The sequence below is a fragment of the Streptomyces purpurascens genome (genome assembly GCF_045040895.1).
Lineage (GTDB): Bacteria > Actinomycetota > Actinomycetes > Streptomycetales > Streptomycetaceae > Streptomyces > Streptomyces purpurascens.
The window spans coordinates 6,982,344-6,998,122 of the sequence record NZ_CP108341.1 but is presented as its reverse complement, the minus strand read 5'-3'; the positions used below and the strand labels follow the sequence as shown (position 1 = coordinate 6,998,122).

The 15,779-nt window shown below is 71.2% G+C and carries 15 protein-coding genes and 1 pseudogene; 7 read left to right on the top strand and 9 right to left on the bottom strand.

Annotated elements, in window-relative coordinates:
• Positions 1 to 29: 29 nt before the first annotated feature.
• The 6 genes from OHU35_RS31965 to dctA form a co-directional block, all read right to left on the bottom strand.
• Positions 30 to 833 (bottom strand): alpha/beta fold hydrolase, encoded by an 804-nt coding sequence (locus OHU35_RS31965; protein ID WP_189721750.1) that lies wholly within the window; start codon positions 831 to 833, stop codon positions 30 to 32.
• A 99-nt stretch (positions 834 to 932) separates the two neighbouring features.
• Positions 933 to 2,288 (bottom strand): phosphatase PAP2 family protein, encoded by a 1,356-nt coding sequence (locus tag OHU35_RS31960; RefSeq protein WP_359888797.1) that lies wholly within the window; start codon positions 2,286 to 2,288, stop codon positions 933 to 935.
• Positions 2,289 to 2,410: 122 nt separating this feature from the next.
• Positions 2,411 to 3,496 carry a tartrate dehydrogenase gene (locus OHU35_RS31955; protein WP_359888799.1) on the bottom strand — a complete coding sequence of 362 codons (1,086 nt, stop codon included), beginning with the start codon at positions 3,494 to 3,496 and terminating at the stop codon, positions 2,411 to 2,413.
• 106 nt (positions 3,497 to 3,602) lie between these two features.
• Entirely contained in the window at positions 3,603 to 4,532 is a 930-nt protein-coding gene (locus tag OHU35_RS31950) for a LysR family transcriptional regulator (protein WP_189721753.1), read from the bottom strand.
• A 37-nt stretch (positions 4,533 to 4,569) separates the two neighbouring features.
• A complete protein-coding gene (locus OHU35_RS31945) occupies positions 4,570 to 5,718 on the bottom strand; it encodes a glycerate kinase (protein WP_359888803.1) in 1,149 nt (382 codons plus the stop codon).
• Positions 5,718 to 7,127, bottom strand: a complete 1,410-nt coding sequence (gene dctA / locus OHU35_RS31940) for a C4-dicarboxylate transporter DctA (RefSeq protein ID WP_405507724.1) — start codon at positions 7,125 to 7,127, stop codon at positions 5,718 to 5,720. The genes OHU35_RS31945 and dctA overlap by 1 nt, the downstream gene beginning before the upstream one ends.
• Positions 7,128 to 7,390: 263 nt before the next feature.
• Here dctA and OHU35_RS31935 point away from each other — a divergent pair, with 263 nt between their 5' ends.
• From OHU35_RS31935 to OHU35_RS31925, 3 genes are read left to right on the top strand one after another with little or no spacing between them, the layout of a single operon-like run.
• Positions 7,391 to 8,041 carry a (2Fe-2S)-binding protein gene (locus OHU35_RS31935; protein ID WP_405507722.1) on the top strand — a complete coding sequence of 217 codons (651 nt, stop codon included), beginning with the start codon at positions 7,391 to 7,393 and terminating at the stop codon, positions 8,039 to 8,041.
• A gap of 9 nt (positions 8,042 to 8,050) precedes the next feature.
• The gene (locus OHU35_RS31930) at positions 8,051 to 9,031 is read left to right on the top strand and encodes a xanthine dehydrogenase family protein subunit M (RefSeq protein WP_189721756.1); all 981 of its coding nucleotides are present in this window, start codon (positions 8,051 to 8,053) and stop codon (positions 9,029 to 9,031) included.
• Entirely contained in the window at positions 9,028 to 11,223 is a 2,196-nt protein-coding gene (locus OHU35_RS31925; RefSeq protein ID WP_405507721.1) for a xanthine dehydrogenase family protein molybdopterin-binding subunit, read from the top strand. The genes OHU35_RS31930 and OHU35_RS31925 overlap by 4 nt, the downstream gene beginning before the upstream one ends.
• Positions 11,224 to 11,249: 26 nt before the next feature.
• Here OHU35_RS31925 and OHU35_RS31920 read toward each other — a convergent pair whose 3' ends face one another.
• A complete protein-coding gene (locus OHU35_RS31920) occupies positions 11,250 to 12,119 on the bottom strand; it encodes a helix-turn-helix domain-containing protein (RefSeq protein ID WP_405507719.1) in 870 nt (289 codons plus the stop codon).
• Positions 12,120 to 12,361: 242 nt separating this feature from the next.
• On the opposite strand from OHU35_RS31920, the pseudogene OHU35_RS31915 reads away from it, so the two are divergent.
• The 4 genes and pseudogenes from OHU35_RS31915 to OHU35_RS31900 form a co-directional block, all read left to right on the top strand.
• Positions 12,362 to 12,550: pseudogene (locus OHU35_RS31915) on the top strand (IMP dehydrogenase); the annotation flags it as partial.
• Between the two features lie 24 nt (positions 12,551 to 12,574).
• The gene (locus OHU35_RS31910) at positions 12,575 to 13,240 is read left to right on the top strand and encodes an SDR family NAD(P)-dependent oxidoreductase (protein ID WP_405507718.1); all 666 of its coding nucleotides are present in this window, start codon (positions 12,575 to 12,577) and stop codon (positions 13,238 to 13,240) included.
• Positions 13,241 to 13,258: 18 nt separating this feature from the next.
• On the top strand, positions 13,259 to 13,777 hold the full coding sequence (locus OHU35_RS31905) for a cyclophilin-like fold protein (RefSeq protein WP_189721760.1): 519 nt from the start codon (positions 13,259 to 13,261) through the stop codon (positions 13,775 to 13,777).
• Between the two features lie 25 nt (positions 13,778 to 13,802).
• On the top strand, positions 13,803 to 14,570 hold the full coding sequence (locus tag OHU35_RS31900) for an SDR family NAD(P)-dependent oxidoreductase (RefSeq protein ID WP_405507716.1): 768 nt from the start codon (positions 13,803 to 13,805) through the stop codon (positions 14,568 to 14,570).
• Between the two features lie 18 nt (positions 14,571 to 14,588).
• Here OHU35_RS31900 and OHU35_RS31895 read toward each other — a convergent pair whose 3' ends face one another.
• Together OHU35_RS31895 and OHU35_RS31890 are read right to left on the bottom strand one after the other, a co-directional pair.
• Positions 14,589 to 15,242, bottom strand: a complete 654-nt coding sequence (locus tag OHU35_RS31895; RefSeq protein ID WP_405507714.1) for a DUF3105 domain-containing protein — start codon at positions 15,240 to 15,242, stop codon at positions 14,589 to 14,591.
• A gap of 108 nt (positions 15,243 to 15,350) precedes the next feature.
• Positions 15,351 to 15,740: a hypothetical protein gene (locus tag OHU35_RS31890; protein WP_359888825.1), complete on the bottom strand. Its 390-nt coding sequence runs from the start codon at positions 15,738 to 15,740 to the stop codon at positions 15,351 to 15,353.
• Positions 15,741 to 15,779 lie beyond the last annotated feature (39 nt).

Sequence of the window (15,779 nt, the reverse complement as noted above, 5' to 3'; positions counted from 1 at the left end):
CGACGGCGATCCGGGCCCGGCTCTGTTCGTCACCGGAGGGCGCGGGCCTGGAAGCGTGCGATCCGTTCCCACATCTCGACGGGGTTGGAATACATCGGCCAGTGGCCGCTGTAGGGGATCTCGGCCAGCTCGACACCGTGTGCGGCGAGTTCCTTCAGGTACGACAGGGAGGAGTTCTGCTCGCCGTACAGGAACATGCGGGGGAAGGGCAGTGCGAGGAACGTGGTCATCAGGTCGCCGTGGTCGGACAGGTCGACCATCGACTCGAAGATGCCGCGGACCGCGCCGGGCCGGACCTTGTGGCGCACGCTCGCCGCGTACAGGGCGGCGCCGAACTCCGTTGAGCTGCGCACTCGTTCGGTGAAGTCGGCGAGGAAGCTCTCCGGGTCGTCCGAGGGGTGCGTGATGATCTGGCGGCTCAGGAAGCAGTCCTCGGGGGCCACGTTGCCCTCGATGTCGACGAAGCCGATGACCCGGCCGGGCTCCTGGTGGGCGAGCAGCAGGGCGGTCAGGCCGCCCATGGAGTGCCCGACCAGGTGGAACCGTCCGATCCCCTGCTGTGCCAGCACCGCCTGGGCGGTCCGCACGAGGAACGGGATCGAGATCCGCGACAGATCCGCGCACCCGCTCTCTCCGCAGCCCGGCGCGTCGTAGGCGAGGAAGGGACGTCCGGCGAAAGCGGGGTGGACGTCGAGGTCGGCGTAGTCCTCCTTGGAGGAGCCGAAGCCGTGCAGGAAGACGACGGGATCGCCGTCCCCGGCGCGGCGGACGGCGGCGACACTCAGATCCACGCCGTCCACCCGCAGGTCGAGGCGTTCGTTCAGCACTGCCATGCCGTCGAGTCCACCAGACGCCGTCGATAGACTCAAAGTCTGACTTCGACTCCCAGCGATATGGACGGCCTCTTGACCGGCGGGCCCTCGCGGCCGCGCTCAGACCATTTCGGGTTGCGGCTCCGGCTGGGGCGACGGGGCCGTCTTCGGCTCCCACACCCTGGTGGTCCGCATGTAGCCGTAGATCACCGAGGCCATCGCCAGCAGGAGAAGCGGTCCGAATATCCGCGGATGCGCGGCCATCTCCACCGGCAGATAGCGATAGGACACCAGGAGCGCGCCGAACACCGTCGTGCCGTAGGCGACCAGCTGGATTCCCGACCGGTCCCAGCCGCGTGCCTGCGCGCGCAGAGCCGCCTCGATGGTGAGCGTGAACACCACGCCGGCGACGAGGTCCACGCCGTAGTGGTAGCCGAAGCCCAGCGTCGCGGTGAGGGTGGCGACCAGCCAGAACGTGCCGCCGTAGCGCAGCACCCGCGGGCCCTGGCGGGAGTGGAGGAAGATCGCGGTGGCCCATGCCGTGTGCAGGCTGGGCATGCAGTTGCGCGGGGTGATCCCGTCGAACGGCATCGCCTGCGGGGCGCCGATCGGCGGCGGCAGGTCGGGCCACAGGTTGGCCAGCGCCCAGTGCCCGCCGTCGGCACCGTAGGCGTAGACCGGCCCGACCACCGGGAAGATCATGTAGATGCCCGGCCCGAGGAGGCCGATCACCAGGAACGTGCGCACCAGATGATGCTTCGGGAAGCGGCGCTCGGCCGCCACGTTGCGCAGCTGGTACAGCGCGACGACGACCGCGCCCACCGCGAGCTGCGCGTAGACGACGTCGAGCAGCCCGGTACCGACCGGACCGGTCGCCGTGACGATACGGCCCACCAGCCACGACGGGTTGCCGAGCGCGTGATCGGCGGACGCCAGGTACTGGTCGAGAACCGTCGGCTGGGTCTTCGACGTGATGAGCAGCCAGGTGTCTCCGGTCTTACGGCCGGCCACCAGCAGCAGGCCGAGCCCGACGCCCTTCAGCAGCAGAACCCGCTCCGCGCCGGTGCGGCGTGTGACGGCCATGACCGCTATCCCCAGGATCACCCACAACGCGCCGTTGCCGAAGGGGTGACCGTCGGCCAGGAAGGGGGCGCCGATCGCCCACCGCACCAGCTGGAAGACGGCGTCGATGCCGACCGCGACGCCGACCGCGATGAACCGTTGCCGCCGGTTGAGGACGATCAGCGCCATGGCCAGGCAGGCATACAGCAACCAGCCCGATTTGGGCGGGAGTATCACTTCTTGCACCTGGCAGGTGATCGGCCCCGGCACTCCGTAGCGACGCGCGGCGATCTCCAGCGCGATGAGGAATCCGAGGGTGATCACCCCCGCCACGGCCCATAGCAGCACTCGCGGTTGACGCCATGCGGCGAACGTCGTTCTGCTGCTTATTCGCGCAAACAACCGCGATGCCATGGGTATCAATTTTTTAGTCTGTTTTCCGGTGAAGAAGGGCGATGAGGCAACTCGTCACAAGCTCGAACATGCTAGCGGAGCGATGCGGATGAGTCTCGCGATTACGGGTGATTCGAGCCGACTCAGATGGCCAGGGCATCGATCAGGGCCTTGGTGACGTCCTCCGTGGCGGCGGTGCCGCCGACGTCGCGGGTGAGGATGCCCGCGGCCGTGGTCGCCTCGATCGCCTTGTTCAGCCTGGCCGCCTGGTCCGGCAGGCCGAAGTGCTCCAGCATCAGGGCCGCGCTGCCGACCGCGCCGATCGGGTTGGCCAGGCCCTGGCCCGCGATGTCCGGGGCGGAGCCGTGCACCGGCTCGAACATGCTCGGGAAGCGGCGCTCCGGGTTGAGGTTGGCGCTGGCCGCGAGGCCCAGACTGCCGGCCAGGGCGCTGCCGAGGTCGGAGAGGATGTCGGCGTTCAGGTTCGACGCGACGACCACCGACAGGTCCTCGGGGCGCAGGACGAACTTCGCGGACATGGCGTCGACGAGGACGCTCTCGGTCTCCACGTCCGGGTAGTCGGCGGCGACCCGCCGGAAGACGTCGTCCCACAGGACCATGCCGTACTGCTGGGCGTTGCTCTTCGTCACCGACGACACCTTGCGACGGCCGCGCGTGCGGGCCAGGTCGAAGGCGAAGCGCATGATGCGTTCGCAGCCGACCTCGGTGAACAGGGCAGACTGCACGGCGACTTCGCCGCCCGGCCCGCGACCGCCGAGGTTGCGCCCGCCGAGCCCGGCGTACTCGCCCTCGCTGTTCTCACGGACGACGACCCAGTCCAGCTCGGTGTCGTCGGCCTTGCGCAGAGGGCTGACGACGCCCGGCAGGAAGTGCACGGGGCGGACGTTGGCCCACTGGTCGAAGCTCTGGCAGATCTTCAGGCGCAGGCCCCACAGGCTGATGTGGTCGGGGACGGTGGGCCAGCCGACGGCGCCGAAGTAGATGGCGTCGAAGTCCTTGAGCCGGTCGAGCCCGTCCTCGTCCATCATCCGGCCGGTGCGCTCGTAGTACCCGCAGCCCCAGGGGAACTCCTCCCACTCGAAGGCGAAGGCTCCGCCGGAGTCCGCGGCCAGGGCGTCGAGGACGGTCCGCCCGGCGGCGACGACCTCCTTGCCCACGCCGTCGGCGGGAATGGCGGCGATACGGAACGTGCGGGGTGCGGTGGTCATGGCTGCCTCCGGCTCGCTGTGACGGGATCGGTTGCGAGTCAACACAGCGCGGTCGTACGGCGTCCAAGACCTGCTTCCGATGCGACGTATAGGCGCCGCCGATCAGTTACGCGTCAGGCGTCGCGTGCCGCCCTCCGGCGCCTGCTGCCGCCCGCCGCCGGGCGAGCGATTCGGTGAGGGCGAGGAAGGCGCGCGCGGCCGGCGTGAGGTGCGCGGGCAGGCTGACCATCGCCACGTGGAGGTGAGCGGTCGGCTCGATGGGCGCGACCACGGCACCGCAGCGGCGGGCCAGCCGGGTCCAGGAGGACGGCAGGACCGCGACACCCACCCCGGTGAGGACCAGCGGCAGGATCGAGGTGCGGTGGTCCACGACCGTCACGATCTCCGTGCCGGTGCCGCCCGCGGTGACGTCGTCGACGATGCTGCGCATCAGGCTGCCGGTGCGGGACGCGATGAGCTTCTGCCCGGCGAGGTCCCCGGGGCGGATCGTGACGTCGTCCTCGATCGCCCCGCCGGGGGCGGCGACGACCACGAACGGCTGGTCCTCGACGTGCAGGACGTCCAGCCCGGCCGGGTGCACCGGGGTGGCGCTGCCCAGCAGCCCCAGTTCGCACGCGCCACTGCGGACCAGGGACAGCACCTCGTCGGGGGTGAAGGCGGCCTGGGTGCTCACCGTCACCGACGGATGCAGCTCGGCGAAGCGGTGGACGAGGGTCGTCAGCGGTTCGATGCCGGGCGAGGGCATGGTGGCGACCTCGACCGTGCCGCCGTGCAGCCCGGCGAGCGCGGCGGCGGTGTCCCGTACGGCCGCCAGGTCGCGCAGCACCCGCCTGCTCGGCTCCAGCAGCTCCTGGCCGGCCTCGCTCAGCACGACGCCCCGGCCCACCCGGTGGAAGAGGGCCACCCCGAGGTCGGCCTCCAGGTTCGCCATCGCCTGGGACAGCGAGGGCTGGGCGACGTGCAGGGCGGCGGCGGCCTTGCTGAAGCCGCCGTGCTCGACGATGGCGAGGAAGTACTCCAGTTGCCGGGCGTCCACGGTGCCTCCCCGCTCCGTCCTGGTGCGACAGGCGAGCCTACCTGGCGGTTTCCGTTCTCTCCCGTCCGAGCCGGCCCTCGGCAAGTGCGCGCCCGCACCGCTCGAGCAGCCGCGCGGACAAGTCGCTGTCGTGCGCGCAGTCCTGGTCGGTGAGGTCCGTCAGGGCCTGGACGGAACGGAAGTGGGCGGCGGTCCGCTCGGCGGGCAGCGTGCAGCGGCCGGCCACCGCGTGCACCTCCGTGCCGTACCGGCGGGCCCGCCGGGCGAGCGCGACCGGCAGCTTGCCCGACAGGGACTGCTCGTCGAGGCTGCCCTCACCGGTGACGACGAAGTCGCTCGCGGCGAGCAGCTCGTCGGCTCCGAGCAGGGTGAGGAAGTAGTCCGCCCCGGAGCACACCCGCCCACCCAGCAGCATCCCGGCGTAGCCGAGCCCGCCGGCGGCTCCGGCGCCATGCGTCTCCGCGAGTCGTGCGGCGTCCGGGACGCCCGCCGCCACCCGGTGTACGAAACCGGCGAGGGCGCCGTCCAGTTCTCGCACTTCTGCCGCGTTTGCCCCCTTTTGCGGCCCGTAGACGGCGGCCGCGCCCGTCGGCCCGAGCAGCGGGTTGTCCACGTCGGTGGCGAGAACGAGGTCGACGTCCTTCAGGGCGGCACGGGCTTCGGTGATGTCGACGGTGTGGAGGTCGGCCAGTCCGCGACCACCCGGGCCGATCGAGGTGCCGTCCGCGCGGGTGAGCACCGCACCCAGGGACCGCAACAGGCCCGCGCCGCCGTCGGTGGTCGCCACGCCGCCGAGCGCGAGGACGATGGTGTCCGCGTCACCGTCCAGCGCGTACCGGATCGCCTCGCCGACGCCGTGGCTCGTGGCCGTGAGCGGCGCTTTCCGTCCACCCGGCAGGACGCCGAGTCCGCAGACGGCCGCGGCTTCGACGAGGACTGTACGGCCGTGTACCGCGACGCCGGCGGTGACGGGCTGCCCGGTCGGGCCGGACACCGTGATTCCTCTGAGGTCGAACCGGCCCGCACAGGCGGCGGCCACGCTCCCCTCGCCGCCGTCCGCCAACGGCAGCCGGTCGACCCGCGTGTCCGGGGCCGCTTCCAGCAGCCCGCGCTCCAGAGCGAGGGCCACCTCGTCGGCGCTGAGGGAGCCCTTGAACTTGTCCGGGGCGATCAGGACGGACGCCATCAGGGCGTCACCTCGGCGGGTTCGGCGGGGGCGGGCTGGACGGGGGCGGGCGCACCTGCCCGGCCGGTCTCCTCGGACTCGGAGGTCGCCGGTGGCTCTCCCGCCTCGCCGGCGAGGACCGCGCGAGCCCTGGCCAGGTCGAGGCCGTTCTCCCACTTGGCGACGAACAGGGTGGCGACGGCGTTGCCGAAGAAGTTCACCAGCGCCCGGCACTCCGACATGAACTTGTCGATGCCGAAGATGAGCATGATGCCCGCGGCCGGGACGGAACCGACTGTCGACAGCGTCGCGGTGAGTGCGATGAAGCCGCCGCCCGCGACACCCGCCGCACCCTTGGACGTCAGCAGCATGACGGCCAGCAGCCCGAGTTGCTGACCGAGGGAGAGGGACGTGTCGGTGGCCTGGGCGATGTAGAGCGTGGCCAGCGACAGGTAGATGGCCGCGCCGTCGAGGTTGAAGCTGTAGCCGGTCGGCACGACCAGACCGACCGTGGACCGCTCGGCCCCCATGAACTGCAGCTTGCGCATCAGCCCGGGCAGCGCGGGCTCGGCGGTCGAGGTGCCGAGGATCAGCCAGAACTCCTCCTTGAAGTAGCGGAAGAGCTGGAAGATGTTCAGCCGCACGTACAGCGCGAGCACTCCGCCGAGCACGACCACGACGAACAGGGCGGAGGTGACGTAGAAGAGGAGGATCAGCGAGCCGAGGCTGGTCAGCGTGGACAGGCCGAACTTCCCGATGGCGTACGACATCGCGCCGAAGGCACCCAGCGGTGCGGCCTTCATGACGAACGACAGGACCTTGAAGACGACCTCGGTCAGCCGTCCCACGGCCGCGATGATCGGCTCGCCCGTCTTCCCCACCATCTTCAGCGCGATACCGAAGACGACGGCCAGGAAGATCACCTGGAGGATGTCGCCCTCGACGAACGGGCCGAAGAAGCTGTCCGGCACGATGTTGGTGAGGAACTCCCACCAGTGCTGGTGTTCGCCCTGGTCGATGTACTGACTCGCGTCGCCCGAGGCCGTTAGCGTCGACGGGTCGGCGTGCACACCGTCGCCGAGCCGGAAGATGTTGATCGCCACCAGGCCGGTCAGCAGGGCCACGATCGTGCCGACCTGGAAGTAGGTCAGCGCCTTGATGCCGGTACGGCCGACCTTCTTCAGGTCGGCGACCCCGGCGATGCCGCCGATGATCGTCAGGAACACGATCGGGCCGATCAGCATCTTCATCGCGGTGATGAACGTCGTACCGATCGGCTCCATGTCGGTGGCGAGATCCGGCCATCGCCAGCCCAGCACGACGCCGATCACGATCGCCACCAGCACCTGTACGTACAACTGCCGGTACCACGGCGTTCCCGCGATGCGCGCGGCTTGCTCGGCTCGCTCGTTGCCCGGGGTATGCGTCATTGCAGCCTCCCTGATCGCGCGGCACCGAGCCCGATCGGTCCGCGCCAGCTTGCGCCACAGTGAACCGGGGCGCAGCTCAGGGGGTCCACGACCAAAAATCGATGCCCCGTATAGGCAGGACCTATCTGTCCTGGCGCATGTGGCGGGCGGCGCCCACCGGGGTTCGCAAGGGGGGACGAAACTCTCCCTGCCACACGTGGTGCCGGTGGTGCCAGACTCCCGATCGACCAGCCCCGCTGCCAAGGTGATGCGAAGGCGTACGCATGTCTGCTGAACTCCCTGAGCCCGCTGCCCCGCCCCCCACCGGATCGAGTGACCCCGCCTCCGCTCCGAGCCGGCGCGCGTTCATCGCCACCGGTAGCGCGGTCGGCGGCGTCGTCGTCGCGGGCGGTGTGGTCGGAGGAACCCTGCTCGCCGACGCGAGGGAGGCGAGCGCCGACGACAAGGTGCCCTCCAGCCGTGTCTCCCTGACGGTCAACGGCACCCGGCGCGCCGTGACGGTGGACAACCGGACCTCGCTGCTGGATCTGCTGCGCGAGCACCTCGGCCTGACCGGCTCGAAGAAGGGCTGCGACGCCGGAGCCTGCGGAGCGTGCACCGTGCTGGTCGACGGGCGCCGGGTCAACTCCTGTCTGACGCTGGCGGTACGGCTGGAGGATGCCGAGGTCACGACGGTCGAGGGCCTGGCCGACGGCGACCGGCTCCACCCGCTCCAGCAGGCGTTCATCGACGAGGACGCCTTCCAGTGCGGGTACTGCACGCCCGGTCAGATCGTCTCCGGGGTGGGGTGCATCGAGGAGGGTCACACCGGCTCGCAGGAGGAGATCCGGGAGTGGATGAGCGGCAACATCTGCCGCTGCGGCTGCTACGTCAAGATCGTGCGCGCGGTCGAGCAGACCGCACGCCGGAAGTGAGGCCCGCCGATGCATCCCTTTGCCTTCACCAAGGCGTCCGACACGCGTGAGGCCCTCGACGCGGGCCGCCGCGGCGGCCGTTACATCGCCGGGGGCACCACCTTGGTCGACCTGATGCGGGAGACCGTCGAACGCCCCGAGACCCTCGTCGACATCTCGCGTCTGCCGCTGGGCGAGGTCACCGTGACCGAGCGCGGCGGGCTGCGCGTCGGTGCCCTGGTGTCCATGTCCGAGGCCGCCGCCCACCCCAAGGTGCGCACGCTGTTCCCCGTGATCTCCGAGGCGCTGGAGCTGAGCGCCTCGGCCCAGTTGCGGAACATGGCGACGCTCGGCGGCAACATCATGCAGCGCACCCGGTGCACGTACTTCCGCGACGTGACCGCCGACTGCAACAAACGCGATCCCGGCTCCGGTTGCGCCGCCCTGCACGGCCACAACCGCACACACGCGATCCTCGGCACCTCCGACCACTGTGTGGCGACCCACCCCTCCGATGTGGCCGTGGCGTTCGCGGCGCTGGAGGCCCGGGTACGTCTGCTGGGACCGGACGGCGAACGCCAGGTCCCCTTCACCGACTTCCTGCTCCGGCCGGGCAACACGCCTCAGCATGAACAAGCCCTCAGGAAGGGCGAGTTGATAACCGCCGTCGAGATACCGGCGCATCCGAGGCCGCTCAAGTCGGGCTACCTGAAGGTGCGCGACAGGCAGTCGTACGAATTCGCCCTGACGTCCGCGGCCGTCGCCCTGCATGTGCGCGGCGGGGTGATCCGGGAGGCGAAGGTCGCCGCCGGAGGCGTGGGCACCGTGCCCTGGAAGCTGTCCGCCGTCGAGCGGCACCTCATCGGGGAGCGGCCCGCCGAGAGCCTGTGGCCGGCCGCCGCCCGGCTGGCCGCCGACGGTGCCCGCCCGCTCCGGCACAACGAGTTCAAGGTCGAACTGCTCAAGCGGACGGTCGAACGCCAGCTGCGCGTCGTAGGAGGTACGAAGTGAGCCCCCAGCCGCGGTCAGCCGTGGGTGCGCCGCTGTCCCGGGTGGACGGCCGGCTCAAGGTCACCGGCAAGGCGCTCTACGCCGCCGAGCACGCCAACGACGGGACGGTGCACGCCGTCATCGTGGACGCGTCCGTCGGACGGGGCCGTATCACCTCCCTCGACACCCGTGACGCCGAGGCCCACCCGGGTGTGCTGAGGGTGATCCACCACCGCAACGCGCCCGAACTGCCGTACCGCGACAACGCCGGGTCGAACAACCCGCCCGGGCGCAGGCTGCGGGTCTTCCAGGACGACCGGGTCCGCTTCCACGGCCAGCCGGTCGCCGTCGTCATCGCCACCACCCTGGAAGCCGCACAGCACGGCGCGCGCCTGGTCGAGGTCGGCTACGACGCCGAGCGGCCCTCGACCGACCTGCACGAGGCCACCCCCGGCACGCCGACGGCCTACGCGCGCGGCGACGCCGAGGCCGGACTGCGCGACGCCGCCGTCCGGCTGGACCTGACCTACCGGACCGCCCGCAACCACCACAACCCGATGGAGCCGCACGCCACCATCGCCCGCTGGGACGGCGGCAGGCTCACCGTCTGGGACAAGACCCAGTGGGTGGTCGGCACCCAGACCGAACTCGCGGCGGTGTTCGGCCTGGAGATGGACGCCGTGCGGGTCATCTCACCGTTCGTCGGCGGTGGCTTCGGTTCCGCGCTGCGCTGCTGGCCTCATGTGGTCGTCGCCGCGCTTGCGGCCCGGGAGACCAAGCGTCCGGTCAAGCTCGTCCTGAGCCGCAAGCAGATGTACCTCGGCACGGGGTTCCGGCCGTCGTACGAGTACCGCCTGCGCCTCGGCAGCGACCGGCGCGGCCGGCTGGCCGCCGCGGTCCACGAGATGGACGCCGAGACCTCGTCGTACGAGACGTTCACCGAGGCCGTCCTGGCGGCCGGTCAGATGCTCTACAGCATGCCCCACGTCCGCCAGGCGTACCGGACCGTGCCGCTGGATCTGCCCACGCCGCTGTACATGCGCGGCCCCGGCTTCCAAACGGCCTCCTTCGTCATCGAGTCGGCCATGGACGAGCTCGCGGACCGGCTCGGCGTCGACCCGATCGAGCTGCGCCGGCGCAACGAGCCGTCCGAGGACGAGTCGAACGGGCTGCCGTTCTCCACCCGCCGGCTGCGCGAGTGCTACACCACCGGCGCCCGCGAGTTCGGCTGGCACCGACGCGCGCGACGGCCTCGCTCGCGGCGCGAAGGCGACTGGCTGATCGGCATGGGGATGGCCGCGGGCGTGTACGACACCGCACGCATGCCGGCCCAGGCCCGCGCCCGTCTGGAGGCCGACGGCACCGCGTCGGTCGAGGCCGCCGCCACCGACATGGGCCCCGGCACCTACACGTCCCAGACCCAGGTCGCCGCGGACGCCCTCGGACTGACCATGCGGACGGTCACCTTCCGGCTCGGCGACTCCCTCTTCCCGCCGACCCCGCCGCACGGCGGCTCGATGACCATGGCCAGTGTCGGCTCCGCCGTCCTCGACGCCTGCGACAAGCTCCGGCGGCAGGCCGTCCGACTGGCCGTCGAGGACGAGCAGTCGCCGCTGTACGACGTGCCGGCCGACGATGTCGTGGTCCGCAACGGCCGACTGCACGTGCGCGGGAACCCGGCGCGCGGTGAGACGTACCAGCGGCTGCTGGCCCGCAACAACCGCACCCGCCTGGAAGCGGACGGCTCCTTCGCACCACCGTCGGGGCCCGAACGCCACTCCTTCTACGGCTACAACGCGACCTTCGCCGAGGTCGCCGTCGACGCCACCCTCGGGCTGGTGCGGGTGCGGCGCATGCTCGGCGTGTACGACGCGGGCCGCATCATCAGCCCCAAGCTCGCGGACAGCCAGGCGATCGGCGGCATGGTGGGCGGCATCGGCACGGCCCTGCTGGAACACACCGTCACCGACCACCGCGACGGGCGGATCGTCAACGCCGGCCTCGCCGACTACCTCGTGCCCGTCAACGCCGACGTCTCCGACCTCGAGGCGATCTACCTGAACGGTGAGGACCCCGAGGCCGACCCGCTCGGCGTCAAGGGACTCGGCGAGCTGGTGATGATCGGCGTGGCTCCCGCCATCGCCAACGCGGTCTTCAACGCCACCGGCCGCCGCGTCCGCGAACTGCCCATCACGGCCGAGGCGTTGCTGTGAGACCCAGTCGGCCCGGGGCGGTGCCGTCAGCCGGGTGGTGGTGAGGCCGACAGGTCCTGGTCGACGGCCCAGGAGGCGAGAATGCGCAGGCGCTCATGGGTCGGGGAGCCGGGAGCGGCGGTCCAGACGGTCAGGTGCTGGTCGGGGTCGGTGTTGGCGGTGAGGGTGTCCCAGTCGAGGACGAGTTCGCCAACCACCGGATGGTCGAGGGTCTTGGTGCCGACGGTGCGGGCGGCGACGCGGTGGTCGCCCCACCACTGGGCGAACTGCTTGTCACTCAGGGACAGTTCACCGACCAGCTCGATCAGACGCGGGTCCTCGGGGTACTTCGCGGCCTCCATCCGCAGCTGGGCCACGGAGATGTGCGCGGAGGTCTCCCAGTCGGCGTACAGGGTGCGCATGGCCGGATCCGTGAAGATGATGCGCGGGTAGTTGCGGTGCTTCTCCGGGACGCGCGAGAAGTCGGTGACCAGGGCGGCGGCCAGCGCGTTCCAGGCGAGGATGTCCCCGCGCCGGCCCTGCACGATGGCCGGGGTGGCGGTGAGGTCGTCCAGGACCCGCTGCAGTTGCGGCTGAACCGTCTGCCGGCCGCGGCGCCGGGTGCGGGTGGTGGTCTTGCCCGCGAGCTGGAAGAGGTAGCCCCGCTCGTCGTCGTCCAGGTGGAAGACCCGGGCGAGGACGTCCAGCACGGGCGCCGACGCCTGCATACGGCCCTGCTCGAGGCGGGTGTAGTAGTCGGTGCTGATGCTGGCGAGCTGGGCGACCTCCTCGCGGCGCAGCCCGGCCACCCGGCGGGGCCTGCCGGTCTCGGGCAGGCCGACCGTGCGGGGGCTCAGCTCCGAGCGGCGCTTCTTGAGGAATTCTCCCAGCTCATCGAGGGGGACGTTGCCGGTCATGCTTCCCAGGATGACATCGATCGTGCCCGGGGAAGGGGGGAGAAAACACTCCCAGGATGTTCCTCTCCCAGGATGGTTTTCTCCGCTTCTCGCGCGCGCCCCGCGGTGTGAGGCTCGACCGTGAGCAGCCGTGCCCGGCCCCGCTGCGGCACGCAGATCCTCGCGGTAAGGAAGGTCCACCCATGCGCGGAGCAGTCATCCACTCCCCGGCGACGTGCGCTTCGAGGAGCTCGACGACCCGAACCCACGTCGGCCCGCGCGGCGGCCCCGCCCCCGTACGCCGCTGTCCGCCCGACCTGATCGACCGGGTCCTGACCGGCCGGATCGATCCTGGCAAGGTCTTCGACCTCACCCTGCCCCTGGAACAGGTCGCCGAGGGGTACAGGGCGAGGGACGAGCGCCGTGCCATCAAGGCCCTCCTCAAGCCCTGACCCGTCACCACCGAAGGACTCAACGTGACCACCTTCGCCCTCGTCGGCGCCGGCCCCGGCCTCGGACTCGCCACCGCCCGCCGCTTCGGAACCGCCGGCCACGCCGTGGCCCTCATCTCCCGCGACGCCCGGAAGCTGGAGGAGCTGACCGCCGAACTGGCCCGCGACGGCATCCGGGCCCGCGGCTTCGCCGCCGACGTCCTCGACCCCGCTTCCCTCACCACTGCTCTTCGGGAGGCCTCCGAAACGCTGGGGCCCATCGAGATCCTCCAGTACAGCCCCGTGCCCCGCGCCGACTTCATGAAGCCGGTCCTCGACACGAGCGCCGACGACCTCGAAGCGCCCCTGTCCTTCTCCGTCAAGGGACCCGTCACAGCCGTGCATGCCGTGCTGCCCGGCATGCGCGCCCTCGGCCGCGGCACCCTGCTGTTCGTCAACGGCGGCAGCGCCGTACGCCCCCACCCCGACCGGGCCGGCACCTCGATCGCCTTCGCCGCGGAGAGCGCCTACGCCCGCATGCTGCACGACGCACTCGCCCCGGAGAACATCCACGCCGCCCAGCTGATCATCCCGGGCGCCATCCGGCCCGACGCCGAGCACAGCAGCCCCGAGGTCCTGGCCCGGCGCCTGTACGACCTCCACACGGAGCGCGACGGCTTCCGGCACTACGCCGAGCCGCTGCCCGACTGAGCTCCCCGGACGGCATCCATGACCCCGGCCGCCCTCGCCCGCGCCGTACCGGCCGCCGCCCTGCTCCTGGCCGTGACCGCCTGCGCCCAGGACACGCGGGAGTCGTCCGGCCCCACGTCGCCCGCACCGCGCCAACGGACAGCGACAGGACCCGCACCCACCCAGCCCCCCACCAGGACCACCACTGTGAACATCCGGCTCACCCTCGACGGCCGTCCGGCCGACGCCACCCTGAACGACAGCACCGCCGCCCGCGACTTCGCCGCGCTGCTCCCCCTCACCCTGGACCTGAGCGACTTCCACGGCACGGAACGGATCGCCGACCTGCCGCGCAGGCTGGACACCTCCGGCGCGCCGGACGCGGCCGAGGCCAGGGCCGGTGACCTGGCCTACTACGCGCCCTGGGGCAACCTGGCCCTCTACTACCGCGACGGCGGCTCCAGCGACTCCGGCCTGGTCATCCTCGGCCACGTCGCCGACGGCGACACCGAGCGCCTCGCCACCGCCGGGCACGTCACCATCGAAGCCGCCTCCTGACCGGCCCTGAACGGGAGAACACCGCATGAACCCCACCTACGACTTCACCGGCCAGGTCGCCCTCGTCACCGGGGCCGGCTCCGGCATGGGCCTGGCCACCGCCCGCGCCTTCGCCGCATCCGGTGCCGCCGTCGCCCTCACCGACATCGACGAAGCCGCGCTCGACGCGGCCGCGAAGGAACTCACCGACGGCGGCCACCACGTCCTCGCCCTCCTCTGCGACGTCACCGACGAGGACCAGGTCGCGGCCGCCGTCGACCGCACCATCGAGACCTTCGGCCGCCTCGACATGGCCTACAACAACGCCGGTATCCAGATCCCGCCGAGCGACGCCGCCGACGAACCCGCCGAACGGTTCGACCGCGTCAACGCCATCAACCTCCGCGGCGTCTGGGCCGCGATGAAGCACGAGCTGCGGCACATGCGCGCCCAGGGCAGCGGGGCCATCGTCAACTGCTCCTCCCTCGGCGGCCTCGTCGGCCTCCCCGGCCGTGCCTCCTACCACGCCTCCAAGCACGGGGTCATCGGCCTGACCACCAGCGCCGCCCTCGAGTACGCCCCGCGCGGCATCCGCGTCAACGCCGTCTGCCCCGGCACCATCGACACCCCCATGGTCAGCGACATGATCGCCAAGGGAGAGCTCGACCGCGCCGAGGCCGAGGCCGACCAGCCCGTCAACCGGCTCGGCACCGCCGACGAGATCGCCCAGGCCGTGCTGTGGCTGTGCAGCCCGGGAGCCGGCTTCGTCGTCGGCGTCGCCCTTCCCGTCGACGGCGGCTACGTCGCCCGATGACCGGCCCAGCACGCGCACCTACTGGGTCAGTCCGTTCGTGCAGGCGGCGCCCGGCTCGGGCGTCTGCGAGCCCTGAACGTACTTGGTCAGGAACTGCTCGACTCGCGGGTCCGACGCCTTGTCCACGGTGAGCTGGTAGCCCCAGGCCGAGAGCATGATCGTCCCGGATTGGTCGTCGACCGGACTCATCAGCGTGTAGGGGGTCTTGGAGACCTTGTCTCCGAGCGCCTTGATGTCGGCGTCGGCGGCCTTGTCGTTGTACGTCACCCAGACCGCCCCGTGTTCGAGGGAGTGGACGGCGTTCTCCTTGCCTATGGCCTTGGTGTAGACCGTGCCGTCGCAGGTCATCCACGCCTGGTTGTGGTCGCCGCCGACGGGCGGGTTCATCGGGTAGTCCACGGCGGCCTGGACGTGATCGCGGCCGAGCTTCTTCGCGTCCCAGGTCTGCTCGCCGCGTACGGGCTTCTTCGCCGCGGCGGCCTGCTGCTCGTCCTTCTCGTCGGCCTTGTTCAGGGCGTAGACGCCGAAGCCGGCCAGTCCGGCGACGATGACCGTGCTGAGCGTGATGGTGATGACGCGGTTGCGGCGCTCGCGGGCTCTGTCGGCGCGGCGCATCTCCTCGACCCGCGCCTTGCGGGAAACGGCGGCGGCCTTCTTGCTGGTCTTGCTCATGGCTGGGTGTCCTTCTTCCTTCGCGCCGTACGGCGGTCGGTGCGGGGTGGAGTGGATGTCTCGGGGCGCCGTGCGCTTGCGGGAGCGCACGGCGTCCTGGCATCCGGCTCAGGTCCGCAGCACCTGAAGGACGTGAAGGTCGGGAGCGCCGCTCGCGGGAGGAGGCTGGGCGAGGAGCGCGGGGCTGCCCTGCCGCCTGGGGAGATCGGGCATGCGGGGCAGAAGCGCCGGCATAGGTTGAACGGGGGCCGCGAGCACCCCCGCCGCCGGGTGTACGGCCGGAGCGCAGCACGCGTCGCCGGTGGGGCAGTCGTCCAGATGCACGGCCGTCACGGCGTGATGCCCGGCCCGGTCGTCGCCGGCGCCGTGTTCCGCGTACCCCAGGCACATCACCACTGCCGCGAGCAGGACGGCGAGAGCAGGGCAGAGGGCCCGGGCCCACGTGGTCCACCACGCTCCGCGGGGTCTGCGCTGCATCAGCGGCGTCCTGCTCGTCATCACGGTGATGTTAAGCGGTTTCTGGGGGTGCCGGGGCGG